The organism is Variovorax gossypii (genome assembly GCF_003965815.1).
GTDB classification, from domain to species: Bacteria; Pseudomonadota; Gammaproteobacteria; order Burkholderiales; family Burkholderiaceae_C; genus Variovorax; species Variovorax gossypii.
In genome coordinates this window covers 1,198,666-1,222,009 of sequence record NZ_RXOE01000001.1, presented here as the reverse complement: position 1 = coordinate 1,222,009, position 23,344 = coordinate 1,198,666, and the positions used below count along the sequence as shown (strand labels likewise).

Annotated in this window: 25 protein-coding genes; 14 read left to right on the top strand and 11 right to left on the bottom strand. The window is 67.4% G+C overall.

Translation table 11 applies throughout. The features are described 5' to 3' along the window. Positions 1-10: 10 nt before the first annotated feature. Together EJP69_RS05745 and aptA are read right to left on the bottom strand one after the other, a co-directional pair. Entirely contained in the window at positions 11-1,108 is a 1,098-nt protein-coding gene (locus tag EJP69_RS05745; RefSeq protein ID WP_126468967.1) for a C45 family autoproteolytic acyltransferase/hydrolase, read from the bottom strand. A 23-nt stretch (positions 1,109-1,131) separates the two neighbouring features. After that, the gene (gene aptA, locus EJP69_RS05740; RefSeq protein WP_240652041.1) at positions 1,132-2,484 is read right to left on the bottom strand and encodes an omega-aminotransferase AptA; all 1,353 of its coding nucleotides are present in this window, start codon (positions 2,482-2,484) and stop codon (positions 1,132-1,134) included. Between the two features lie 186 nt (positions 2,485-2,670). Between aptA and EJP69_RS05735 the strand changes: the two genes are divergently transcribed. Next, entirely contained in the window at positions 2,671-3,585 is a 915-nt protein-coding gene (locus EJP69_RS05735; protein ID WP_093201750.1) for a GntR family transcriptional regulator, read from the top strand. A gap of 15 nt (positions 3,586-3,600) precedes the next feature. On the opposite strand, the gene EJP69_RS05730 is transcribed toward EJP69_RS05735, so the two are convergent. Then, positions 3,601-3,984 (bottom strand): response regulator, encoded by a 384-nt coding sequence (locus EJP69_RS05730; protein ID WP_093201748.1) that lies wholly within the window; start codon positions 3,982-3,984, stop codon positions 3,601-3,603. 211 nt (positions 3,985-4,195) lie between these two features. On the opposite strand from EJP69_RS05730, the gene EJP69_RS05725 reads away from it, so the two are divergent. The 5 genes from EJP69_RS05725 (at position 4,196) to EJP69_RS05705 (ending at position 9,230) form a co-directional block, all read left to right on the top strand. Beyond that, positions 4,196-4,807: a TetR/AcrR family transcriptional regulator gene (locus tag EJP69_RS05725; RefSeq protein ID WP_126468966.1), complete on the top strand. Its 612-nt coding sequence runs from the start codon at positions 4,196-4,198 to the stop codon at positions 4,805-4,807. 56 nt (positions 4,808-4,863) lie between these two features. After that, the gene (locus EJP69_RS05720; RefSeq protein ID WP_170217045.1) at positions 4,864-5,316 is read left to right on the top strand and encodes a nuclear transport factor 2 family protein; all 453 of its coding nucleotides are present in this window, start codon (positions 4,864-4,866) and stop codon (positions 5,314-5,316) included. Positions 5,317-5,449: 133 nt separating this feature from the next. Further along, positions 5,450-7,150, top strand: coding sequence for a long-chain fatty acid--CoA ligase (locus EJP69_RS05715; protein ID WP_126468963.1), 1,701 nt, complete (start codon positions 5,450-5,452; stop codon positions 7,148-7,150). A gap of 132 nt (positions 7,151-7,282) precedes the next feature. After that, positions 7,283-8,227: a tRNA dihydrouridine(20/20a) synthase DusA gene (dusA, locus tag EJP69_RS05710; RefSeq protein WP_240652076.1), complete on the top strand. Its 945-nt coding sequence runs from the start codon at positions 7,283-7,285 to the stop codon at positions 8,225-8,227. Between the two features lie 178 nt (positions 8,228-8,405). Then, complete coding sequence (locus EJP69_RS05705) at positions 8,406-9,230, top strand: IclR family transcriptional regulator (RefSeq protein WP_126468959.1); 825 nt, start codon at positions 8,406-8,408, stop codon at positions 9,228-9,230. On the opposite strand, the gene EJP69_RS05700 is transcribed toward EJP69_RS05705, so the two are convergent. The 6 genes from EJP69_RS05700 to EJP69_RS05680 are packed head-to-tail and all read right to left on the bottom strand — an operon-like array spanning position 9,227 to position 12,343. After that, positions 9,227-9,901, bottom strand: coding sequence for a winged helix-turn-helix domain-containing protein (locus EJP69_RS05700; protein WP_126468957.1), 675 nt, complete (start codon positions 9,899-9,901; stop codon positions 9,227-9,229). The genes EJP69_RS05705 and EJP69_RS05700 overlap by 4 nt on opposite strands. Then, positions 9,898-10,086 (bottom strand): hypothetical protein, encoded by a 189-nt coding sequence (locus EJP69_RS05695; protein ID WP_126468956.1) that lies wholly within the window; start codon positions 10,084-10,086, stop codon positions 9,898-9,900. The genes EJP69_RS05700 and EJP69_RS05695 overlap by 4 nt, the downstream gene beginning before the upstream one ends. A gap of 34 nt (positions 10,087-10,120) precedes the next feature. Beyond that, positions 10,121-11,044, bottom strand: coding sequence for a DUF2145 domain-containing protein (locus tag EJP69_RS05690; RefSeq protein WP_126468954.1), 924 nt, complete (start codon positions 11,042-11,044; stop codon positions 10,121-10,123). Then, positions 11,041-11,502, bottom strand: coding sequence for a hypothetical protein (locus EJP69_RS05685; RefSeq protein WP_093201723.1), 462 nt, complete (start codon positions 11,500-11,502; stop codon positions 11,041-11,043). The genes EJP69_RS05690 and EJP69_RS05685 overlap by 4 nt, the downstream gene beginning before the upstream one ends. A gap of 29 nt (positions 11,503-11,531) precedes the next feature. Next, positions 11,532-11,681 carry a hypothetical protein gene (locus tag EJP69_RS29420; protein WP_170217044.1) on the bottom strand — a complete coding sequence of 50 codons (150 nt, stop codon included), beginning with the start codon at positions 11,679-11,681 and terminating at the stop codon, positions 11,532-11,534. Next, entirely contained in the window at positions 11,678-12,343 is a 666-nt protein-coding gene (locus tag EJP69_RS05680) for a DUF3313 domain-containing protein (protein WP_093304948.1), read from the bottom strand. The genes EJP69_RS29420 and EJP69_RS05680 overlap by 4 nt, the downstream gene beginning before the upstream one ends. 142 nt (positions 12,344-12,485) lie before the next feature. Here EJP69_RS05680 and EJP69_RS05675 point away from each other — a divergent pair, with 142 nt between their 5' ends. Beyond that, positions 12,486-13,100, top strand: a complete 615-nt coding sequence (locus tag EJP69_RS05675; protein ID WP_126468953.1) for a TetR/AcrR family transcriptional regulator — start codon at positions 12,486-12,488, stop codon at positions 13,098-13,100. Positions 13,101-13,110: 10 nt separating this feature from the next. Here the strand turns inward: EJP69_RS05675 and EJP69_RS05670 are convergent, their stop codons facing one another. After that, positions 13,111-13,752: a GntR family transcriptional regulator gene (locus tag EJP69_RS05670; RefSeq protein WP_126468951.1), complete on the bottom strand. Its 642-nt coding sequence runs from the start codon at positions 13,750-13,752 to the stop codon at positions 13,111-13,113. A gap of 132 nt (positions 13,753-13,884) precedes the next feature. Here EJP69_RS05670 and scpA point away from each other — a divergent pair, with 132 nt between their 5' ends. From scpA to EJP69_RS05635, 7 genes are read left to right on the top strand one after another with little or no spacing between them, the layout of a single operon-like run. Then, positions 13,885-16,047 (top strand): methylmalonyl-CoA mutase, encoded by a 2,163-nt coding sequence (scpA, locus tag EJP69_RS05665; RefSeq protein WP_126468950.1) that lies wholly within the window; start codon positions 13,885-13,887, stop codon positions 16,045-16,047. Between the two features lie 11 nt (positions 16,048-16,058). Further along, a complete protein-coding gene (locus EJP69_RS05660) occupies positions 16,059-16,532 on the top strand; it encodes a GNAT family N-acetyltransferase (RefSeq protein ID WP_019653178.1) in 474 nt (157 codons plus the stop codon). A 47-nt stretch (positions 16,533-16,579) separates the two neighbouring features. Next, entirely contained in the window at positions 16,580-17,578 is a 999-nt protein-coding gene (meaB, locus tag EJP69_RS05655; RefSeq protein WP_420824203.1) for a methylmalonyl Co-A mutase-associated GTPase MeaB, read from the top strand. A 40-nt stretch (positions 17,579-17,618) separates the two neighbouring features. Further along, the gene (locus EJP69_RS05650) at positions 17,619-19,163 is read left to right on the top strand and encodes an acyl-CoA carboxylase subunit beta (RefSeq protein ID WP_093201705.1); all 1,545 of its coding nucleotides are present in this window, start codon (positions 17,619-17,621) and stop codon (positions 19,161-19,163) included. Positions 19,164-19,183: 20 nt separating this feature from the next. Next, positions 19,184-21,232, top strand: a complete 2,049-nt coding sequence (gene accC, locus EJP69_RS05645; RefSeq protein ID WP_126468947.1) for an acetyl-CoA carboxylase biotin carboxylase subunit — start codon at positions 19,184-19,186, stop codon at positions 21,230-21,232. Next, positions 21,232-22,269: a biotin synthase BioB gene (gene bioB, locus EJP69_RS05640; RefSeq protein ID WP_126468946.1), complete on the top strand. Its 1,038-nt coding sequence runs from the start codon at positions 21,232-21,234 to the stop codon at positions 22,267-22,269. Before accC ends, bioB begins: the two co-directional genes overlap by 1 nt. Then, complete coding sequence (locus EJP69_RS05635) at positions 22,266-22,757, top strand: VOC family protein (protein ID WP_126468945.1); 492 nt, start codon at positions 22,266-22,268, stop codon at positions 22,755-22,757. Before bioB ends, EJP69_RS05635 begins: the two co-directional genes overlap by 4 nt. On the opposite strand, the gene EJP69_RS05630 is transcribed toward EJP69_RS05635, so the two are convergent. Further along, complete coding sequence (locus EJP69_RS05630; protein ID WP_093201697.1) at positions 22,747-23,244, bottom strand: Lrp/AsnC family transcriptional regulator; 498 nt, start codon at positions 23,242-23,244, stop codon at positions 22,747-22,749. The two genes, EJP69_RS05635 and EJP69_RS05630, sit on opposite strands and share 11 nt — an antisense overlap. Positions 23,245-23,344: the final 100 nt, after the last annotated feature.

Sequence of the window (23,344 nt, the reverse complement as noted above, 5' to 3'; positions counted from 1 at the left end):
GCGGTCGGACTCAGAGGGAATATTCGGTGAAGCGGTGTTCCTTGAAGGGCGCCGGGGCGATGCGCATCTTTCGTGCCGCCGGGTCCATCACGATGGTCGCCACCGTGGCGGAAGATGCCCCGCCGGGGCCCGCGCTCGGGCTGCGGCACACGGCGCGCGGCGCGCCGAAGCGGTCCTGCAGCGCGTCGAGCACGTCCTGTTCGGTGAGGAGGCCGGCAGCGCGCTTGTTGTGCAGCGCCTCGGTCACGCGGCGGTCGCGGTAGAGCGAGTCGGGCGTGGTCTCCAGGCTGCGGTCCACCACGCGCGCGAGCGCCGCCGGCGTCTTGAAGTGATTCGCGTGCACCAGGATGCCGGCCTCGGGCTGCTGCCAGAACACCTGCTCGGGGCAGGTCTCCAGGCTCACGGCCTCGCCGTCGGCGTGCGTGAGGATCATGTTGTTGGAAATGGAGCGCGCCGTGCGGCACACCACGCCGAGCGCGTTGGCGTACAGCTCCGACTGCAGGATGCCGCGGCGGATGAGTGCCAGCGGCACGCCCTGCTGCCTGCCGTCGCTGTCGGCCTTGATGAAGTTGCCGGTGACGGCGATGCCCGCGCTGTTGAGGCCGGCGCGCGCGAGCGTGCCCGCCTCGGCGAAGGTCAGCATCGACGGACCCTTGGCCGGCTGGATGCGCAGCACCACGCCGAGCTCCAGGCTCTCGATGCGCCAGTCCCAGTTCTGCGCGTGGATGAGCCTGCCCTCGCGCGCGGCCGAGGGCATGACCACCACGCCGGTGCAGCCGTCGGGCGGCTCGGTCGCTTCGAGCTGCTGGAAGGCGTAGAGCATCTCGCTGCGCGCGTTGAGCGCCACGATGTCTTCCGGCGGCACGCCCGCGCCCTCGGCCACGCCCTCGATCTCGCGCAGCATGCCGGCGTCGAAGGCTTCGATCATCGGCATGAAGCGGCGGGCCAGCGCGCGCGTGCGGTCCCAGTTCAGGCCCACGCGCTCGAAGGCGGCGCGGTAGGTGCGAAGGCTCAGGTCGATGCGCTCGCCGGCGGCGCGGCCGTATTGCTGGCCGCACTGGCGCGCGTCGCCTTCGATGTCGTAGAGGGGAAAGGATTCGATGTCCATCTCGTTCGTGCTTTCCGGGGTGTTCAGGCCGCGGCGCTCGCGGGCTGGACGGTTTGCTTGATGGCCGCGTGCAGGGTGTCGACGATCTGGTCGACGTGCCGGCGCTCCAGCGTGAAGGGAGGCGACAGCGCGATGGTCTCGCCCACCGGGCGCACCAGCAGGCCGTTGTCCAGGCAGTGCTGCGCCACGGCTTGCGCGTGCATGCCGGGGCCCGAGGCCCAGGCCTCCAGTTCCACGCCGCCGAGCAGGCCGAGGTTGCGGATGTCGATCACGCCCGGCAGGCCGCGCAGCGCGTGCAGGCATTCCTCGAAATAGGGCGCCAGCGCGGCCGACTGGGCGATCAGGCCGTCCTGCGTGTAGGCGTCGAGCGTGGCCAGGGCCGCGGCGCAGGCCAGCGGGTGGCCCGAGTAGGTGTAGCCGTGCGAGAGCTCGACGGCGCTGACGCTGCCGTGCATGAAGGCGTCGTGCACCTCGTCGCGCATCAGCACCGCGCCCATGGGCACCGCGCCGTTGGTCAGGCCCTTGGCGGTGGCGATGAGGTCGGGCGTCACTCCGAACAGGTCGGCCGCGAAGTTGGTGCCCAGGCGGCCGAAGCCGGTGATGACCTCGTCGAAGATCAGCAGGATGCCGTGTTTGTCGCAGATCTCGCGCAGGCGCCTGAGGTAGCCGCGCGGCGGCGGCAGCACGCCGGTGGAGCCGGCCACGGGCTCCACGATGACGGCGGCCACGGTCGACGGGTCGTGCAGCGCGAGCAGGGACTCGAGCGCGTCGGCCTTGTCGATGCCGTGCCCGGGTTCGCCGCGCGAGAAGGCGTTGCGCGCCAGGTCGTGCGTGTGGGGCAGGTGGTCCACGCCGTTGAGCAGCGGGCCGAAGGTGCTGCGCTGGCGCCCGATGCCGCCGACCGAGATGCCGCCGAAGCCCACGCCGTGATAGGCGCGCTCGCGGCCGATGAGGCGGTAGCGGCCGGCGTTGCCGCGTGCGCGGTGGCAGGCCAGCGCGATCTTCAGCGCGGTGTCGACCGACTCCGAGCCGGAGTTGGTGAAGAACACGTGGTTCATGCCGGCCGGCGCCATCTCCGAGAGGCGCTGCGCCAGTGTGAAGGCGGCGGGGTGGCCGATCTGGAAGCTCGAGGCGTAGTCGAGCACGTCGATCTGCGCCTTCAGCGCGGCGCTGATGCGCGGGTTGCGGTGCCCGGCGTTCACGCACCACAGGCCCGCGATGCCGTCGAGCACGCGGCTGCCGTCGGCCATGTCGTAGTGCACGCCTTCGCTGCCGACGATCAGGCGCGGCGATTGCTTGAACTTGCGGTTGGGGGTGAAGGGCATCCAGTACGCGTCGAGCGACGCGGGGGAGGCGAGGGTGTCGGCTTGGGCCACGAGATGGTTCTCCGTTGGAAAGCGACCCGGCTCGGGTCGTCGTGGGGCCGATCTTGAAACTCAAATTGTATTTTTGGCACGATATGTACATGGTTTTTCCGGGCCAAAAATACAAAACCGGGTTGATGATCGCTCCCGAGGAGTCCACCGCGATTCCGGAGAACCCTGGATGGACGCATCACAGATATGAGCAAGTCGCTTGTGCCGATCCCGCCGCTCACCCAGCGCGTGAGCCGCTACATCCTCGACCAGGCCCTGGCCGGCGGCTACGAGAACGGCCGCCACCTCACCGAGGCCGAGCTCGCGGGCCGGCTCGGCATTTCGCGCACGCCGGTGCGCGCCGCGCTGCGCTTCCTGCACGAACGGGCCCTGCTGGCGCACGTGCCGAACCGCGGCTACACCCTGGTCGCCGATCGCGACGCACTGAACCGCGCGCGGCGCGAGATGCCCGAGGACGAGGAGAAGACGCTCTACTACCGGCTGCTGCGCGATCGCCTCGCCGGCAAGCTGCCGACGCGCGTCAACGAACTGGAGCTCGCGCAGGCCTACGCGGTGCCGCGCCCGCTGCTTCGCACCGTGCTCACCACGCTGCTGCAGGACGGCGTGCTGCGCGGGCGCCACTACCAGCGCTGGGAGTTCACCGAAACGCTGGATTCGGTCGAGAGCGAGCGCGAGAGCTACAGGTTCCGGCTCACGGTCGAATGCGCCGGCCTGCGCGAGCCCGGCTTCAAGGTCGACCAGCAGCGGCTGCTGGCCTGCCGCGAGCGGCAGCAGGGGCTGTTGGCCCAGGCCTCGCGTTATTCATGGATGGATTTCTTCGAGGCCAACGCGCAGTTCCACGAACTGCTGGCCAGCGCCTCGGGCAACCGCTTCTTCCTCGATGCAGTGCAGCAGCAGAACCGGCTGCGCCGCATGTCGGACCTGTCGGACTACCCGCTGGTGAACATCGACTTGCTCCACAAGTCGTGCCACGAGCACCTGGAAATACTCGATGCGGTGGAGCGCAACGACCTAGGCACCGCCGCCGAGCACATGCGGCAACACCTCAGCCGCGCCAGCGACCTGCTCGAGCGGCGGGTGATGGGCGTGCTGGGCGACTGACCGATCAGTGCGCCATCAGCGGCGCGGGCTGATGTTCAGATTGCTGCAGAAGTCGTAGAAGGCTTCGAGCTGCAGCGACTTGTCGAACACCGCGTCGACGCCGGCGGACAGCGCGCCTTCGCGCACCTCGGAGGTCGCGTGGTTCATGAGCACCACCGTGCGCTGCTCCGGCAGCTTGTGCTCGTTGAGGTATTGCGCCACGGTGAGCCCGTTGCCCTCGGCCAGGAACACGTCGATGACCGCGGCGTCCCAGCCTCCGGGGTTGTCCTTGAACCAGTCGATGGCGTCGCGCGAAGTGGCGGCGGTACCGATCACATTGCATTCGGAGAATTCGTGCAGCCCGTCGGACAGCGTGGTGGCGATCAGGGGGTTGTCTTCTATCAGGTAGATGCGGGTCATCTTGCGTGGTCGGGGCTTCTTGCCGTATTCGTTTTCGTCATGTGCGGCTTGTCTCGGGCCGACGCGGTGATTCTCTCCATCGGGGCCGCGCGGCGAGTCGGACAACGCCGTCATCTGCCGTAGCGGATCACCGGCGCGCGCGGTACCGCGTGCCATACTGGCCGCGTGTGTATTCACGTGGCGCGGCAGCCATCGAGGAGGAAGAGGGCACATGGTCCAGCAGGCCAAGCGCAGCGCAACCACTGTCGGGGCGATCCTCGCCTCGGCGCGACAGCTTTTCATCGAACGCGGTTTCGCGGCCGTCAGCATCGACGACATCGCGGCCGGCGCCGGGATCGCGAAGGGCGGTCTCTATCACCACTTCCGTTCCAAGCAGGACATCTTCGAGGCCGTGCTCGACGCGGTGCAGGCGGAGCTCGCGGCGGAACTCGGAACGCGCATCCAGCGCATCGAGGGGCATCGCTCGCCGCACACCATCGCGACCAATCTGCGGATCTACCTGGAAGCGGCCACGCAGGAAGGGCTGCGGCAGCTGATCCTGGTCGACGGCCCCGTGGTGCTCGGCTGGGAGCGCTGGCGCAGCATCGACGACCGTCACTTCATGGCTTCGATCCACAGCGGGCTGGTGGCGATCATGCCGGCGGGCACGGCACCGGTGGAGATCGATGCCGCGACACGGCTGATTGCAGGCGCGGTCGCCGAAGCGGCGCTGGCCTGCGGCGTTGCGCAGGACCCGGTCGCCGCCGTGCAGCTGCATTGCCGGCTGCTCGAAACCATGCTGTGCGGATTGCAGGAGCACGGGGCCGGCGAGCCGCACGATTGACAAACCGACTTCGAGTCGGTAAATTTTCTCCATCAAAAGAACGGATGGAGACAAACATGGTTTTCTCTGGCGCTGCCGCCCCCGGTCTCGCGGGCGAAGAGTTGTTCGCCCGCTACCACGTCGGATGGGAAACGCGCGATCCGGACCGGATCGCATCGCTGCATTCGGAAGACACCCTCTACTGGCTGCATGACGGCTCCGAGCCGGTGCGAGGGCGCGAGGCACTGCGCCAGTACTGCATCGGCGTGTTCGCGCGCTATCCCTTCACCTTCGAGCTGCGCCGCAGCCTGTTCGCCGAACGGCACTGGGTGCTGGAGTGGGTGATGGTGCTGCCGCTGAAAGACACGGCAGGACAGCCGTTCACCGCGCGCGTGGAGATGCTCGACGTTGTCGACTTCAACGAGGCCGGCGAGGTGACGCGCAAGGACGTCTACATGAACGGTGCCCAATCGCAGGCCGCCTTCGCGCGGGCGGGCGTCGCTACAGGCGCGGACCGCCAGCCGCACTAGCTGGCGCCGCCGCGCGCGGCCACCCGGACGAAGAACTGCCCCCGCATCGGCATTGCCGGATGCGGGCAGGGCAGCGCCACGCCTGCATCCGGCAGGCTCCCCCGTCTCATTCACCAGGAAGAAGGAGCAACGCATGCAAACACGTCCGCATCACACGTTCTGGCCCCGGCGCCTGCCTCGCGCGATGAACGCGCCGCGCACGCCGCTGTGGGACAACCTCGCGGTCAACGCCCGTCGCTTCCCCGACAAGGCGGCGTTGATCTTCATGGGGAGCACCATGAGCTATGCGCAGTTGTGGTCCGCCGTCGAGCGCTTCGCGGGCCACCTGCACGAGATGGGCGTGCGCAGGGGCGACCGCGTGATGCTGGCGATGCAGAACTGCCCGCAGCTGGTCGCCGCCCATTTCGCGATCCTGCGTGCCGATGCGGTGGTGGTGCCGGTCAATCCGATGAACCGGGCCGAGGAGCTGAAGCATTTCATCGTCGACCCCGATGCGCGGGTGGCGGTCGCCACGGCCGACCTCGCGGTCGAACTCGCGAAGGCCAGCGACGCGCTGCCGGAGGGGCAGCGCCTGCGCCACCTGGTCGTCACGCAGTTCACCGATGCATTCGATCCCGCCGCGCTGCCGGCGGAAGACATGCCCGCGGCCTGGGCGCCCTGGATGCTGACGCGGCGCGATCTTCCGTCCCTGGCCGGCGGCACGGTGCACTGCTGGGTGGACTGTCTGGCACGCGAGGCCGAACCTCCTGCCTCCGAGGCTGGCGCGGACGACCTGGCCCTGCTGCCCTACACCAGCGGCACGACCGGCCTGCCCAAGGGCTGCATGCTCAGCCACGCGAACGCGATGCACAACGCGATGGCCATCAATGCCTGGGGCAACGTGACGCCGGAGAGCGTGCAGCTGGTGGCGGTGCCGATGTTCCACATCACCGGCATGGTGGGCGTCATGCATGCGGCGATCCTTGCCGGCGTGACCATGGTGCTGATGCCGCGATGGGACCGCGAGCTGGCCGGCCGCCTGATCTCGGCATGCCGGGTGACGCACTGGGCCAACATCCCGACCATGGTCATCGACCTGCTGGCCAGCCCGAACGTCGCGCGCTTCGACCTGTCGAGCCTGGTCTCCATCGGGGGCGGCGGGGCGGCGATGCCGCAGGCGGTGGCGCAGCGGCTCTTCGAGCAGTACGGCCTGCGCTACATCGAGGCCTATGGCCTCACCGAGACCGCCGCGCCCTCGCACTACAACCCGCCCGAGGCGCCCAAGCTGCAGTGCCTGGGCATCCCGTTCATGAGCGTCGATGCACGCGTCGTCGACCCCGAGACGGGCCGTGAAGTCGAGCAGGGCGCGATGGGCGAGATCGTCATCCACGGGCCGCAGGTGTTCGGCGGCTACTGGAAGCGCCCGGACGACACCGCGGCCACCTTCATCCAGATCGACGGCAAGTCCTTCTTCCGCTCCGGCGACATGGGGCACGTGGACGAGGAGGGCTATTTCTTCGCCACCGACCGGCTCAAGCGGATGATCAACGCCTCGGGCTTCAAGGTCTGGCCGGCCGAGGTGGAGGCGCTGATGTTCCGGCATCCCGCGATCCAGGAAGCCTGCGTCATCGCCACGAAGGACGCCTATCGCGGCGAATCGGTCAAGGCGCTGGTGGTGCGCAAGCCCGCGCAGCCGCCGGTGAGCGAACAGGACATCGTCGACTGGTGCCGCGAGAACATGGCGGCCTACAAGGTGCCGCGCGTGGTGCAGTTCGTCGATGCGCTCCCGAAGAGCGGCAGCGGCAAGGTGATGTGGCGGGCGCTGCAGGAGGCGGAAGCCGGCGCGTCGGCTTGACTGATCCCGGGCGGCGGCGCATGGAAAGGGCCGCGTGAGAAACTAGCGGGCTTGCCGGCCCGGCGTCGGGGCCGGCGACCACAGTCACAGGAAGCCCGCGTTTTGGAAGAGAAGGTCGTCTCCGTTGCCCCGATGATGGACTGGACCGACAGGCATTGTCGGTATCTCCATCGCCTGCTGTCGCGTCACGCGCTGCTCTACACGGAGATGGTGACGACCGGCGCGCTGATGCATGGCGACGTGCCCCGGCACCTGCGCTTCAACGCCGAGGAGCATCCCGTCGCGTTGCAACTCGGCGGCAGCGAGCCGGCCGACCTTGCGCACTGCGCGAAGCTCGGCGAGGAGTGGGGCTACGACGAGATCAACCTGAACTGCGGCTGCCCCAGCGAGCGCGTGCAGCGCGGCGCTTTCGGCGCCTGTCTCATGAACGAGCCGCAACTCGTGGCCGATTGCGTGAAGGCGATGGTTGACGTGGTCGGCATACCGGTCACGGTCAAGCACCGCATCGGTATCGACAAGATCGAGAGCTACGAGTTCGTGCGCGACTTCGTCGGCAAGGTGAGCGAGGCTGGTTGCCGGACCTTCATCGTGCATGCGCGCAACGCCTGGCTGCAGGGCCTGAGCCCGAAGCAGAACCGCGAGATCCCGCCGCTGCGCTACGAGCTGGTGCACCGGCTGAAGCACGAGTTTCCCGACCTGCACATCGCCATCAACGGCGGCATCACCGTCAACGCTCAGGTGCACGAGCACCTGCGGCTGCTCGACGGGGTGATGGTCGGGCGCGAGGCGTATCACAACCCCTGGTGGCTGGCCGAGTGGGACGCCGAGTTCTTCGGCGCGAAGGCGCAGCCGCTGACGCGGGAAGAGGTCGAGTCGCTCATGTGCGACTACATGGCACGCGAGGCGGCGGAGCACGGCACGCACTGGTGGCCGATCGCGCGCCACATGCTGGGCCTGCGCAACGGCCTGCCGGGCGCGCGCCGCTGGCGCCAGGTCTGGAGCGACCACCGGCTCAAGACTCTGCCGGCGCACGAAGTCATGGCGCTGGCCCGCGAGCCGGCCGCCCAGGCTGCCTGAACCTTCCTTTTTCCGCGCGACTTCTCGTCTTTCTTGCGGGCCGCCGCCGACCGGGCGCGGCTCCGTTGCCGCTCGCCTGAAACATTGTTCCGAAATTGCTACTTCACGATTAGTGGCGCGTCAACCGTTTTTTGCTGAAGAATGAGGAGCATCAGGGACATAAAAAGGTTTGGAATACATGAGTGACGCGATTGGCGGCAAGGAAGAAGTGAGTGCACTCGCCAGAGGGCTGGCCCTCCTCAGGGTCATCGGAATGGCATCGGCTCCCATAGGCAATCGCGAACTGGCAGACACCACGGGCATTCCCAAGGCCACGGTATCGAGGCTCACTGCCACGCTGGTGAGTGCGGGGTATTTACGACAGTCCCAGGACAGCGAGCGCTTCAGCCTCGGCCCGGCGCTGCTGGACATGAGCAGCCGCTACCTGCGCCATTTCGACCTGCGCACCGTGGCGCGGCCGCACCTGTCGGCGCTGTCCGAGGCGGCGGGCGTCAGCGTGCACCTGGGTGTGCGCGACGAACTCGACATGCTCGTCATCGATTCGCTGCGGCCCCGCTCGGTGGTCATCAGCTCGCGCATCGAGGTGGGCACGCGCATGACCATCGCCACCTCGGCCGCCGGACGCGCCTACCTCGCGGCGCTGCCCGAGGCGGAGCAGTCCGAGCTGCTGGCGCAGATCCGGGCCGAGAGCGGGGAAAGCTGGGGTGCCATCGAGCCGGGCCTGGTCTCCAGCCTGGACGAGTACGGCTCGCTGGGCTACTGCGGCTCCTTCGGCGAATGGAATCCGCACATCCACGCCATCGGCTTTGCCCTGGAAGGCCCGCGCGGCGAGCGCTATTCGGTGAGCTGCGGCGGCCCGGCCTACCTGCTGCCCAAGGAAACCATGGTGGCGCGCATCGCGCCGCTGCTGCTCGAAACCGCCCAGCGCCTGGCAGGCGAGGTCGGCACGTCGGCCGGGGTCGATGAAAGAGCAGGGGAAAGGGCGGGCCGGCCGTCGGCCTAGCGGCTGTTTTCCAGCTTCAGCACATAGCCTTTGCCGCGCACCGTGTGGAGCAGCTTGAGGCCGAATGGATCGTCCAGCTTCTGCCGAAGCCTCAGGATGCCGACAGTGACCATGTTGTCGCGCTCGTCGGCAGCCGACCCCCACACGGCCTGGATCAGCCTGGCACGCGAGAGCACCTGGCCCTTGTGCGTCATCAGCACGTACAGGAGCTCGAACAGCGTGGCACTGAGGCCCAGTTCGGTGTCCTGGCGAAACGCCTTGCCGCGCGTGCGGTCGATCGCCAGGTCCGCCAGCCGCAGGACGGCCGTTTCCGGGCCGCGGCCGCGCGAAGCGAGCGCCCAGGCGCGCGCCAGCAGGTCGGCGGGACCATAGGGCTTGACGATGTATTCGGTCGCGCCTTGCGCCAGTCCTTCCAGGCGATCGGCCAGCTGGTCGCGCTGCGTGAGCACGAGGAGCGGGGCATTCGTGCCGCGCCTGACCAGCCGTATCGCGTCATGGGTCGCCGCCGGTTGCACGGCGTCGAGCAGGATCAGCGCGTATGGCTTGCCTGCCGAGAGCCACGCGCCGGCGTCGCACGCGGCGGCCACGTCGACGGTGAAGCCGCATCTGCCGAGCATGCCGCCGAGCTCGTCGCGCATCCTGCTTTCGGATCCGAGGAACAGGACATTCATGGGCGGGAATCCTTGGCTGCCGAGCGTCCCTGCTCGGTGTAGGTAAGGGGTGCCGGAGCCGTCGTATCCTGGGTGCCGGGGGAGGCGTCGCGCTGTCTGTGCGCGCAGCCGTCCATCAGGAAGACGCACACCACCAGTGAAAGCACGGTGGCGTGGGTGATGGCAAAGCTGGAGGGATATTTCATTTCCTTCGTTTCCTGTCGTCCTGTTTGCCGCGCTTCAGTCGAAAAGCACGACGCGATCGCCCTCTGCGGGCCGGCAGCCGTCGGCAACGGGCTCCCAGCCCCGGTGCACCACCACCTGCCTGCCGTCGTGGCACAGCTCGATGCGCTCGCTTGCGGCGCCTTGTTGTTCGCGCACGAAGGTCTCCACGGTCGACGGCAGGCTGACGCGCAGCTTCAGCGCGTAGATGTCGTCTTCCGGGTGGTCGTCCAGATGCAGCAGCGGCACGAAGTTCGACGCGAAGACGAGCGCATGCGAGCCGACATCGACAGGCTCCGGCCTGTAGGGCGCGGCGCGCAGCCATTGCTGGGCGCGCTCGCGCAGGTCGTCCCCGTCGGGCAGCTTGCCCCACGCGACCGCGAGCAGCTCCATGACCCACTGGTTGCAGTTCTGGTAGCGCAGGCTGAACGGATAGGCATTGGCGCTGTAGCGCGCGGCCAGCAGGTGCAGGGCGCGCGGCGTGTCGAGTGCCGCATTGCGCAGCGCCCGCGCCGCTTCTGAGGGCAGCGACACGATGGAGACGTAGCCTAGCGCCGGGTCGTCGATGCCCATGACGAAACCGGCCAGGCCCTGGTCGTAGAGGCGCGGGTGCCCTTCGTCACAGGCGTAGTACAGCTGCCGCGCGAGCCAGGTGCCGTCCGCGCCTTTCCAGGCGATGGCGGCATGGGAGTAGCGGATGCGGAAGCGCGAGAGATCGAGGCCGGAGCGGCTGATCAGCACGGCGTCGCCGCCGGTGCTCGAGAGCGCCTCCTGCACGGCGCCGGCAAAGCGCAGCACGCGATCCTGCTGGCTTGCGTTGAGCGGCTGCGTTCGATCGCAATACTGCGCGGAGGCGGCGTGCGCAACGCTCCCCGCGAAGGCGACGGCCGCCGCAAGGCCCGGCAGCGCAAGCCGGCGGGCGATGAAAGCCCACGCGCTCAAAGGCTCACGGGGCGCGCGGCGAGCCCCCGATACCAGTCGTCTGCGAGCACGAGGTAGAACGCCTCGTGCGTGTCGCCGCGGCCGAAGGCGGTGCCGTAGGCGCGCTGCCGTGCGCGCACCAGGTCGCCGAGACCCAGGCGCTCCTTCGCGAACGTGGCCTGTGGCAGTTCGAGCACGATGCGACGCTGCGGGTCGCTGTCGCTCTGCATGGCCACGCGCGTGAAGCCCTCGCGGTCGCCGGCCTGTGCGATTTCCGTGATGCGGTAGTCGCCCTCGGCCACCTTGTCGCCGTCGAACGAACTCCTGCTCGATCCGCGCAGCGAATCGGACACGCTCCCGCTGGAGGCCGACCCGGCGCTCGAGGCCACGGACGACGCGAAGCTGTCGGCATGGGCATTGAAGGCCGCGACGAGCAAGACTGCGCTGCCCGCGGCACGGAAGAAATGAAGAAAGGTCATGGAACGCTCCGGCTGTGAATGGGTGAAGTTCATTTCGCGTGGAAGATGCCGAGTCCCTGCCGGCGGGCCCGCGCGAAGGCGCACTGCAGCTTGATGCAAGCCCTGCGCAACTCGCGCCGCAGCGCCAGCCTCCAGCCCGGTGCCTTGCCCGACGGGGTGGTGACGGCGGTCTTCGTCATTGCAGGTACGCGGCGAGCTGCTCGGCGCCCTTTTCGATGCCGACGATGGAGGCGCTGCGGGCCCCGATGCCGGCCTTGAGGTTCCATGCGTTCGGGTACTGCTTGGCGACGTAGGCGCCGAGCAGTTCGTTGGTCGACGCGTCGTAGATCTCGACGGCGAAGCTCACCGAACCCGTCATCGCGCCTTCCTTGCCGCGCACGGCCTGCACGGCGTTGTAGGGGCCGCCCAGCAGGTCGAAGCGCGAGAAGGTGCTGAGAACGGCTGTGTTGGTCTTGGCGCCGGTGAGCGTCAGCTTGATCCGTATCGCGTTGGTGCTTCTGCCGGGGGAGTTTCGAAGGAAGCGTGCATTCAGCTTGTCGTTGAACTGGTTCTGCATGTAGCGCGCCAGGAAGACCTTGTCGTCCTCCGACACGTCTTCGAACTGGCTGTCGCTGCCGCGGTAGATGGCGACCGGATCGAGGACGAAACCCGAATACCGTCGCCAGTCGATGTTTGTCCTGTATTCGAAGGGAATGCGACCGGAGTCGTCGTGCTGGCTCGGCCGCAGCTGGGTCGCGGAGGCGATGCCGGCATAGGGAACCGGCTGTGTACTGGCGCACGCCGTCAGGATCAGGCAGACCGCCAGGGTGATGGCCTTCGGGGCATCGGAAAGAGCACGCATCGCGTTCCTCGGTTGGAAAAGGTGAATGAACAAGGCAATGACCGTTTCCAGATTTAAAACTGTACGGTACGGTTCATTATTGAATCGGATTTTGACGATGTCAAGAAAACTGTACAGTTGGGTATTCTTTTGAAAGGGCGCGATGAAGGTCAGGACAGAAGCGCGGCGCAACGTCATCCTTGAAGCGGCGGTGGCGCTGTTCAAGGAACTGGGCTACGAGCGCTCGTCGATGAACGAGCTCGCCAAGCGCCTGGGAGGGTCGAAGGCCACCCTGTACGGGTACTTCGCGTCGAAGGAGGAGCTCTTTCGGGCGGTCGTGCAGACCGTGGCCGTCTCGCATCTGGCGGAAGCCGCGGCCGAGTTGCAGGAGGTGAGCGAGACCGCCACGCTCGAAGCGCAGTTGATGCGCTTCGGCGAGCGGATGCTGTTCGTGCTGACCAACGACGCGGATGCGCTGGCGGTCTACCGGATGGTGCTGGCCGAGGCCGGGCGCTCCGACGTGGGGCAGCAGTTCCAGGAGTCGGGCCCCACCGAATACATCCGGACCCTTGCCGGGTTCATGGAGGCGGCGATGGCGCGTGGCGAGTTGCGGCGCCTGGACCCGCACGTGACCGCGCTGCAGTTCACCGCGCTGGTCACGGCGGAGACCCAGCGGCGGCTTTTCCAGGCCAATCCCGAGCCGGTGTCGGTAGAAGAGATCCGCGCGCTGGTCGAGCGCGCCGTCGAGATGTTCCTGGCCGGCGCAACGCCGCGCTAGACAGGCCGCGTCAGTTCGCGGCTTCCAGCCCGTTCTGGAAGTGCTCGCGCATCCGGGCCATGGCGGCTTCCGCGTCGTGGGCCTCGATGGCGGCCATCACCGAGCGGTGCTCGGCCAGCGATTCCCCGATCCGGCCAGTCTTCAGCAGCGAGTTGTGCCGGTTGAGCTTCATCACCTTGCGCAGGTCGGCCACCATCTGGTCGCGCCACTTGTTGTTGGCGATGGCCAGCAGGCGCATGTGGAAGCGCTCGTTCACGGCGAAGAAGTGTTCCCGGTCCTCGGGCGAGGCGGCAGCCTCGAGTTCGGCGTGCAGCGCCTTCAGCTCGGCCCGCTGCGCATCGGTTGCGCGTTCGGCCACCACGCCGGCGGCATCGCTCTCCAGCAGCGAGAGCAGATGGTAGACGTCGGCCAGGTCCTGCTCCGACACCTCGGTCACGTACGCGCCGCGGCGCACCTTCATCGTCACCAGGCCTTCGGCGGCCAGCACCTTCAGCGCCTCGCGCAAGGGCGTGCGGCTGATGCCGTATTCCTCGGCCAGCTTGAGTTCGTCTATCCAGCTGCCGGGCTCCAGCTCGCGGCGGAAGATCCGCTGGCGCAGCAGCTCTGCCACTTCTTCGTAGAGGGCGCGGGGGGTGAGGGTGACGGCGGACATGGGCCGGACTGTACTTCAAAAATGGTGTTTGAATTAATAATTATGGATCGGTTAGACTCGCCGCCAGCTTGCAGAACCCTGCAGGCGAATCTGCGAAACCCTGCAAGCGAGACACTGCGAACGGCCCCCTTCATGAGCAGCAAACCAGAACCCTCTTTCAAGCAAGCCGACCTCGAAGCCTGGGCCAAGGCCGCAGCCAAGTCCGCACCCGGTGGCGACGTGAGCGCGCTGAACTGGATCACGCCCGACGGCATCAGCGTCAAGCCGCTGTACACCGCGGCCGACCTGCAGGGCCTGAAGTACACCGACACGCTGCCCGGCTTCGAGCCCTACCTGCGCGGCCCGCAGGCCACCATGTACGCGGTGCGCCCCTGGACCATCCGCCAGTACGCCGGCTTCTCGACCGCCGAGGAGTCGAACGCCTTCTACCGCAAGGCGCTGGCCGCCGGCGGGCAAGGCGTGAGCGTGGCCTTCGACCTCGCCACCCACCGCGGCTACGACAGCGACCACCCGCGCGTGACCGGCGACGTCGGCAAGGCCGGCGTGGCGATCGACTCGGTCGAGGACATGAAGATCCTGTTCGACCAGATCCCGCTGGACAAGGTGAGCGTGTCCATGACGATGAACGGCGCCGTGCTGCCGGTGCTCGCGGGCTACGTGGTCGCGGCCGAGGAGCAGGGCGTGGCGCAGGACCAGCTCAGCGGAACCATCCAGAACGACATCCTCAAGGAGTTCATGGTCCGCAACACCTACATCTTCCCGCCCGGGCCGAGCATGCGGATCATCGGCGACATCATCGAGTACACGGCGCAGAAGATGCCCAAGTTCAACTCGATCTCGATCAGCGGCTATCACATGCAGGAAGCCGGCGCCAACCAGGCGCTAGAGCTCGCCTTCACGCTGGCCGACGGCAAGGAATACGTGAAGACCGCGTTGGCCAAGGGCCTCGATGTCGACGGCTTCGCCGGGCGCCTGAGCTTCTTCTGGGCCATCGGCATGAACTTCTATCTCGAAGTCGCCAAGATGCGCGCCGCGCGCCTGCTGTGGTGCCGCATCATGAAGGAGTTCGAGCCGAAGAACCCCAAGAGCCTGATGCTGCGCACCCACTGCCAGACCTCGGGCTGGAGCCTCACCGAGCAGGACCCGTACAACAACGTGGTGCGCACCACCATCGAGGCGATGGCCGCGGTGTTCGGCGGCACGCAGTCGCTGCACACCAACGCGCTCGACGAAGCCATCGCGCTGCCCACCGAATTCAGCGCCCGCATCGCGCGCAACACGCAGCTCATCATCCAGGAAGAGACGCACATCACCAACGTGATCGACCCCTGGGCCGGCAGCTACATGATGGAGAAGCTCACGCAGGACATGGCCGACGCGGCCTGGGCCATCATCGAGGAAGTCGAGGCCATGGGCGGCATGACCAAGGCCGTGGACAGCGGCTGGGCCAAGCTCAAGATCGAAGCCGCCGCCGCCGAGAAGCAGGCGCGCATCGACTCCGGCAAGGACGTGATCGTCGGCGTCAACAAGTACAAGCTCAAGAACGAGGACGCGATCGACAGCCTCTCGATCGACAACGTGAAGGTGCGCGAGCAGCAGGTCGCCCGGCTGCAGAAGATCCGCGCATCGCGCGACAGCGCCAAGGTGCAGGCCGCGCTCGACGCGCTCACCGAAGCCGCCGAGAACAACACCGGTAACCTGCTGGCGCTGAGCATCGACGCGGTGCGCCTGCGCGCCACGGTGGGCGAGATTTCCGATGCGCTCGAAAAATCCTTCGGCCGCCACCGCGCCGATACGCAGAAGGTGACCGGCGTGTATGCCGCCGCCTACGACTCGGCCGAAGGCTGGGAAACGCTGAAGACTGAAATCAATGCCTTCGCCGAGGAGCAGGGCCGCCGCCCGCGCGTGATGATCTCCAAGCTCGGCCAGGACGGCCACGACCGCGGCGCGAAGGTCGTCGCCACCGCCTTTGCCGACCTGGGCTTCGACGTGGACATGGGCCCGCTCTTCCAGACGCCGGAAGAATGCGCGCGCCAGGCCATCGAGAACGACGTGCATGCCGTCGGCGTCAGCACGCTCGCGGCCGGCCACAAGACTCTGGTGCCCGCCATCATCGACGAGCTGCGCAAGCAGGGCGCGGACGACATCATCGTGTTCGTCGGCGGCGTCATTCCGCGGCAGGACTACGAATTCCTCTACGACGCCGGCGTCAAGGGCATCTACGGACCGGGCACGCCGATTCCCGCCAGCGCCAAGGACGTGCTGGAGCAGATTCGCGCGGCGGTCACGGCCTGAGGCGCGTCGTCGTGAGCGATCTCTTGTCGCGGCTGTCGCTGCAGCCGGTGGATTCCAGCGATTTCGAGGCCATGCTGGCCCTGCGCATCGACGCGATGCGCCCGAGCCTGGAGCGCGTCGGCCGCTTCGACGTGGCGCGCTCGCGCGAGCGCCTGAGCGCGGGCTTCGTGGTGCCGTACATGCACCACATCGTGCTCGATGGCGACCAGCGCATCGGCTTCGTCACGCTGAAGCCCGAGGACAGCGACGCGCTGCGCCTCGACCATCTCTACCTGCGCACCGGCTTCCAGGGCCTGGGCATTGGCGAATGGGTGCTCGAATGGGCCAAGTCGCAGGCGCGCGAACAGCGGCTGGACATCAAGCTCACCGCGCTCGTCAAGAGCGACGCCAACCGCTTCTACCTGCGGCACGGCTTCGTGCTCGAAGGCGGCGAGGGCGTCGACCTGCATTACCGCTGGCGCGTGGCGTCGGAGGCTGCGTGCTGAGCGACAAGGCACAGGCTCTCGAGAACGCGATCGCCGGCACCGAAGGCATGCCGCAGCGGCGCGCCATCGCCAAGGCCATCACGCTGCTCGAATCGACGCGCGGCGACCACCGCGCGCAGGCCGACGAGCTGCTCACGGCGCTGCTGCCGCGCACGGGCAATTCGTTCCGCCTCGGCATCTCGGGCGTGCCGGGCGTCGGCAAGTCGACATTCATCGAGACGCTGGGCCTGCTGCTGATCGGCAAGGGGCATCGCGTCGCGGTGCTCACCATCGACCCGTCGTCCACCGTGTCGGGCGGCTCCATCCTCGGCGACAAGACGCGCATGGAGCGCCTCTCGGTGAACGAGCGCGCCTACATCCGGCCCAGCCCTTCGAGCGGCACGCTCGGCGGCGTGGCCGAGAAGACGCGCGAGGCGATGCTGGTGTGCGAGGCCGCCGGCTACGATATCGTGATCGTCGAGACGGTCGGCGTGGGCCAGAGCGAGACCGCCGTGGCCGGCATGACCGACATGTTCGTGCTGCTGCAGCTGCCCAACGCGGGCGACGACCTGCAGGCCATCAAGAAGGGCGTGATGGAGCTGGCCGACCTCGTCGTCATCAACAAGGCTGACATCGACAAGGACGCTGCCACGCGCGCGCAGGCGCAGATCACTTCGGCGCTTCGCCTTTTCGGCCACCAGGGCAACCCCGAGCACGCCCATGCCGCGCACGACGCGCACAGCGGCGCCGAGGTGCGCTTCTGGCTGCCCAGGGTGCTGCAGCTCAGCGCGCTGGCCAACACCGGCGTCGACGCTTTCTGGGATGCCGTCACGCAATTCAGGCAACTGCAGACCGCCAACGGCCGCCTCGCGAAGCGCCGCGAGAAGCAGGCCACCGCGTGGATGTGGGAGCGCATCGACGCAGGCCTCAAGCAGGCCTTCAGGCATCACCCCCAGGTCCGCGAGTTGCTGCCGCAGCTCACGCGGCAGGTGGCGCAGGGCACGCTGCCGGCCTCCACGGCCGCGCGCAACCTGCTCGCCGCGGCGGCCATCACGGCCAGACCATGAAGAAAAACGGAATCCAGGACCACAGCTTCGAAAGCACACCATGCAAGAACTGATCGAACAACTCGAAAAGCGCCGTGCCCAGGCGCGTCTCGGCGGCGGGCAGAAGCGCATCGACGCGCAGCACGCCAAGGGCAAGCTCACGGCGCGCGAGCGCATCGAGCTGCTGCTCGACGACAACACCTTCGAAGAGTGGGACATGTTCGTCGAGCACCGCTCGGTCGACTTCGGCATGGCGGAGCAGAAGATCCCCGGCGACGGCGTGGTCACCGGCTACGGCATGATCAACGGCCGCCTGGTGTTCGTGTTCAGCCAGGACTTCACCGTCTTCGGCGGCGCGCTCAGCGAGGCGCATGCCGAAAAAATCTGCAAGGTGATGGACCAGGCCATGAAGGTCGGCGCACCGGTCATCGGCCTGAACGACTCGGGCGGCGCGCGCATCCAGGAAGGCGTGGCCTCGCTCGGCGGCTATGCCGACGTGTTCCAGCGCAACGTGATGGCCTCGGGCGTGGTGCCGCAGATCAGCATGATCATGGGCCCCTGCGCCGGCGGCGCCGTGTACTCGCCCGCCATGACCGACTTCATCTTCATGGTGAAGGACTCGAGCTACATGTTCGTCACCGGCCCCGAGGTGGTGAAGACCGTCACGCACGAGAGTGTCACGGCCGAGGAGCTCGGCGGCGCCATCACCCACACCACCCGCAGCGGTGTGGCCGACATGGCTTTCGAGAACGACGTCGAGGCGCTGATGATGCTGCGTCGCCTCTACAACTACCTGCCGCTCAACAACCGCGAGAAGCCTCCGGTGCGCCTGGGCAACAACGGCCTGGGCGATCCGGCCGACCGGCTCGACTACTCGCTCGACACGCTGGTGCCCGACAACCCGAACAAGCCCTACGACATCAAGGAACTGATCCTGAAGGTGGTGGACGACGGCGACTTCTTCGAGTTGCAGCCCGACTATGCGAAGAACATCGTGATCGGCTTCGCGCGCATGGAAGGCCAGACCATCGGCATCGTCGCCAACCAGCCGCTGGTGCTGGCGGGCTGCCTCGACATCAAGAGCAGCATCAAGGCCGCGCGCTTCGTGCGCTTCTGCGACGCCTTCAACATCCCGGTGGTCACCTTCGTCGACGTGCCCGGCTTCATGCCCGGCACCGGCCAGGAGTACGGCGGCATCATCAAGCACGGCGCCAAGCTGCTCTACGCGTACGCGGAGTGCACGGTGCCGAAGATCACAGTCATCACGCGTAAGGCCTACGGCGGCGCCTACGACGTGATGGCCTCCAAGCACCTGCGCGGCGACGTCAACCTCGCCTGGCCGCGCGCCGAGATCGCGGTGATGGGCGCCAAGGGCGCGGTGGAAATCATCTTCCGCGAGGACAAGAACGACCCCGAGAAGCTCGCCGCCCGCGAGGCCGAGTACAAGGCCCGCTTCGCCAACCCATACGTGGCGGGCGCGCGCGGCTACATCGATGACGTGATCCTTCCGCACGAGACGCGCAAGCGCATCTGCCGCTCGCTGGTGATGCTGCGCGAGAAGAAGCTCGAGAACCCGTGGCGCAAGCACGGCAACATTCCACTGTGAGCGGCACGGAGAAGAAGAACATGTTCAAGAAGATCCTGATTGCGAACCGCGGCGAGATCGCCTGCCGCGTGATCCAGACCGCCAAGAAGATGGGCATCCTGACGGTGGCTGTCTATTCCGACGCCGACAAGGAGGCTCGTCACGTCGAACTGGCCGACGAAGCCGTGCACATCGGCGCCGCGCCCAGCCGCGAGAGCTACCTGCAGGCCGAGCGCATCATCGCGGCCTGCAAGAAGACCGGCGCCGAGGCCGTGCATCCGGGCTACGGCTTCCTGTCGGAGAACGAAGCTTTCGCGCGGCAGGTCGAGGAAGAGGGCATTGCCTTCATCGGTCCCAAGCACTATTCGATCGCGGCCATGGGCGACAAGATCGCCTCGAAGAAGCTCGCGAACGAAGCCCAGGTCAACACCATTCCGGGCTGGAACGACGCCATCGAGACGGCGGAGCGCGCTGTCGAGATCGCCAAGGACATCGGCTACCCGGTGATGATCAAGGCCTCGGCCGGCGGCGGCGGCAAGGGCCTGCGCGTGGCCTTCAACGACAAGGAAGCCTTCGAGGGCTTCACCTCCTGCCGCAACGAGGCGCGCAACAGCTTCGGCGACGACCGCGTGTTCATCGAGAAGTTCGTCGAGGAGCCGCGCCACATCGAGATCCAGGTGCTGGGCGACTCGCACGGCAACGTGATCTATCTGAACGAGCGCGAGTGCTCCATCCAGCGCCGCCACCAGAAGGTGATCGAGGAGGCGCCGTCGCCCTTCATCAGCGACGCCACGCGCAAGGCGATGGGCGAGCAGGCCGTGGCGCTGGCCAAGGCCGTCAAGTACCAGAGCGCGGGCACGGTGGAGTTCGTGGTCGGCAAGGACCAGAGCTTCTACTTCCTCGAGATGAACACCCGCCTGCAGGTGGAGCACCCGGTGACGGAGTGCATCACCGGCCTCGACCTGGTCGAGCTGATGATCCGCGTGGCGGCCGGCGAGAAGCTGCCGCTGACGCAGGAGCAGGTGAAGCGCGACGGCTGGGCCATCGAGTGCCGCATCAACGCCGAAGACCCGTTCCGCAACTTCCTGCCTTCCACCGGCCGGCTGGTGAAGTTCCAGCCGCCGGGCGAGACCATGTTCGCGAGCGACACGCAGCACCTGAACGGCGTGCGCGTGGACACCGGCGTGTACGAGGGCGGCGAGATCCCGATGTACTACGACTCGATGATCGCCAAGCTCATCGTGCACGGAAAGGACCGCCAGCACGCGATCGCCCGCATGCGCGAGGCGCTCAACGGCTTCGTGATCCGCGGCATCAGCAGCAACATCCCGTTCCAGGCGGCGCTGCTGGCGCATCCGAAGTTCGTGGCGGGCGACTTCAACACCGGCTTCATCGCCGAGCACTACGGCAAGGGCTTCCACGCGGAAGACGTGCCGCACACCGATCCGTCCTTCCTGGTCGCGCTGGCGGCGTACGTGCATCGGCGCTACCGTGCCCGCGCTTCCGGCATCAGCGGGCAGCTCGAAGGCCATGGCGTGAAGGTGGGCGAGCAGTTCGTCGTGGTCGAGCTGGGGCACGAGGGCAAGCATGTGCACCACCCGGTTTCGGTGACCGACTTCCACGGCAAGACCGGCGCGAGCTCGGTGACCGTGAGCGGCAAGACATACAAGATCGACAGCAGCCTCGCGCTGGGCTCGATCCGCGTGCAGGGCGTCGTCAACGACAAGCCCTTCACCGCACAGGTGGAGCGCGGCGCGGGCAAGAACCCGCTGGCGCTGCGCGTGTCGCACGACGGCACGCAGATCGAGACGATGGTGCTGTCGCCGCTGGGCGCGCGCCTGCTCGAGCTCATGCCCTACAAGGCGCCGCCGGACCTCAGCAAGTTCCTGATGTCGCCGATGCCGGGCCTGCTGGTCGAGGTGTCGGTGCAGCCGGGGCAGCAGGTGCGTGCCGGCGAGAAGCTGGCCGTGATCGAGGCGATGAAGATGGAAAACGTGCTGTTCGCCACGCAGGACGGCGTGGTGGGCAAGATTTCGGCGAACAAGGGCGAATCGCTCGCCGTCGATCAGATCATTCTGGAGTTCAACTGATGGGTGCCAACGACTTTCAACAGGCGCAACAGGCGATCACGCTGCACCGGCCCGCGAAGATCGCGACGCCGCAGGGGCCGTGGTCCGTCGAGGCGATCCAGGCGCTGCTCGACAAGCCGCTGATGGACCTGCTGTTCGAGGCGCAGACCGTGCACCGCCAGCATTTCCCCGAGGGCGACATCGAGCTGGCCACGCTGCTGTCGGTGAAGACCGGCGGCTGCCCCGAGAACTGCGGCTATTGCCCGCAGTCGGCCGAGTTCGACACCGGCGTGAAGGCGCAAAAACTCATGGAGGTCGACGAGGTGGTGCGCGCCGCGCAGGCCGCCAAGGACGCCGGTGCCACGCGCTTCTGCATGGGCGCCGCCTGGCGCGCACCGAAGGACCGCGACGTCGAGAAGGTGGCGGTGCTGGTCGAGGCGGTGAAGGGCCTGGGCATGCAGACCTGCGCCACGCTCGGCATGCTGGAGCCGCACCACGCGCATCAGCTCAAGGCCGCCGGCCTCGACTACTACAACCACAACCTCGACACCGCGCCCGAGTACTACACCGACGTGGTCGACACGCGCACCTACCAGGATCGCCTCGACACGCTGGCCAACGTGCGCAGCGCCGGCATCAGCGTGTGCTGCGGCGGCATCGTCGGCATGGGCGAGCAGCCGGTGCACCGCGCGGGGCTGATCGCGCAACTGGCCAACCTGAATCCGTACCCGGAATCGGTGCCCATCAACAGCCTGGTGCGCGTGCCCGGCACGCCGCTGGCCGATTCGGAGCCGGTCGATCCCTTCGACTTCGTGCGCATGATCGCGGTGGCCCGCATCACGATGCCGACCGCGCGCGTGCGTCTGTCGGCCGGCCGCCAGCAGATGGGCGACGCGGTGCAGGCGCTGTGCTTCATGGCGGGTGCGAACTCGATCTTCTACGGCGACAAGCTGCTGGTCACCGGCAACCCCGACGTGGAGGCCGACACGGTGCTGCTGCGCAAGCTGGGGCTGAATTCGCGCCAGGTGCAGGAGCAGGCGGAAGGCTGCGCAGCATGACCGCCGCCACCACGCGCCCTTTCAAGGTGCTGGGCATCCAGCAGATCGCCATCGGCGGCCCCGACAAGCTGCGCCTGCAGAAGTTGTGGGTCGACATGCTGGGGCTCGAAGTCACGGGCACGTTCAGGAGCGAGCGCGAGAACGTCGATGAAGACATCTGCGCGATGGGCGCGGGGCCCTTCAAGGTCGAGGTCGACCTGATGCAGCCGCTGGACCCCGAGAAGAAGCCCGCCGTTCACACGACGCCGCTGAACCACGTCGGCCTGTGGATCGACGACTTGCCCAGGGCTGTCGAATGGCTCACGGCGCAGGGCGTGCGCTTCGCGCCGGGCGGCATCCGCAAGGGCGCGGCGGGTTTCGACATCTGCTTCCTGCATCCGAAGGCGAACGACGAATTCCCGATCGCGGGCGAGGGCGTGCTGATCGAGATGGTGCAGGCGCCGTCCGAGGTGGTGGCGGCCTTCGGCGCGCTGGCCGCTACGCGTTGACGATCTTCCTGATCGGCGGCTTCACGTCGGAGCGCCTGGGCGGCAGCATCGGCTGGTGCTCGCGCGCAGGGTTCAGGATGATCGAAGTCGCCGTCTCGGTCAGGATGCAGAACTTGGTGAGCACCGCGTCGAGGTGGCTCACGTCGATCACCGCGATCTCGAGGATCCAGCTGTCCTCGCCGGTCACGTTGTAGGCATTGACGCATTCGGGCGTCTCCTGCACCAGCTTGACGACGAGGTCGTAGTCGGCGCGGCCGACGCGGATGATGGCGCGGATGCCGTAGCCCAGCTTGCCGAGGTTGACGGTGGCGCGGTAGCCGCTGATGACGCCGGCTGCCTCCAGCTTCTTCACGCGCTCGGTCACGGCCGGCTGGCTCAGGTGCACGCGTCGGCCGAGTTCGGCCATGGTCAGGCGCGCGTCGGCCTGCAGTTCGGCGAGGATGCGGGTGTCGTGGGCGTCCAGGGAGGGATTCAAGGAAAAGTCCATGCAAGTCCTTCAAATCGACGGTGCGGCAGGGGCAGAACCATGAAATCTGCATGGCTGCGGAAAGATGGCTTTCATACCATGGCCGGCATCCGATACCAAG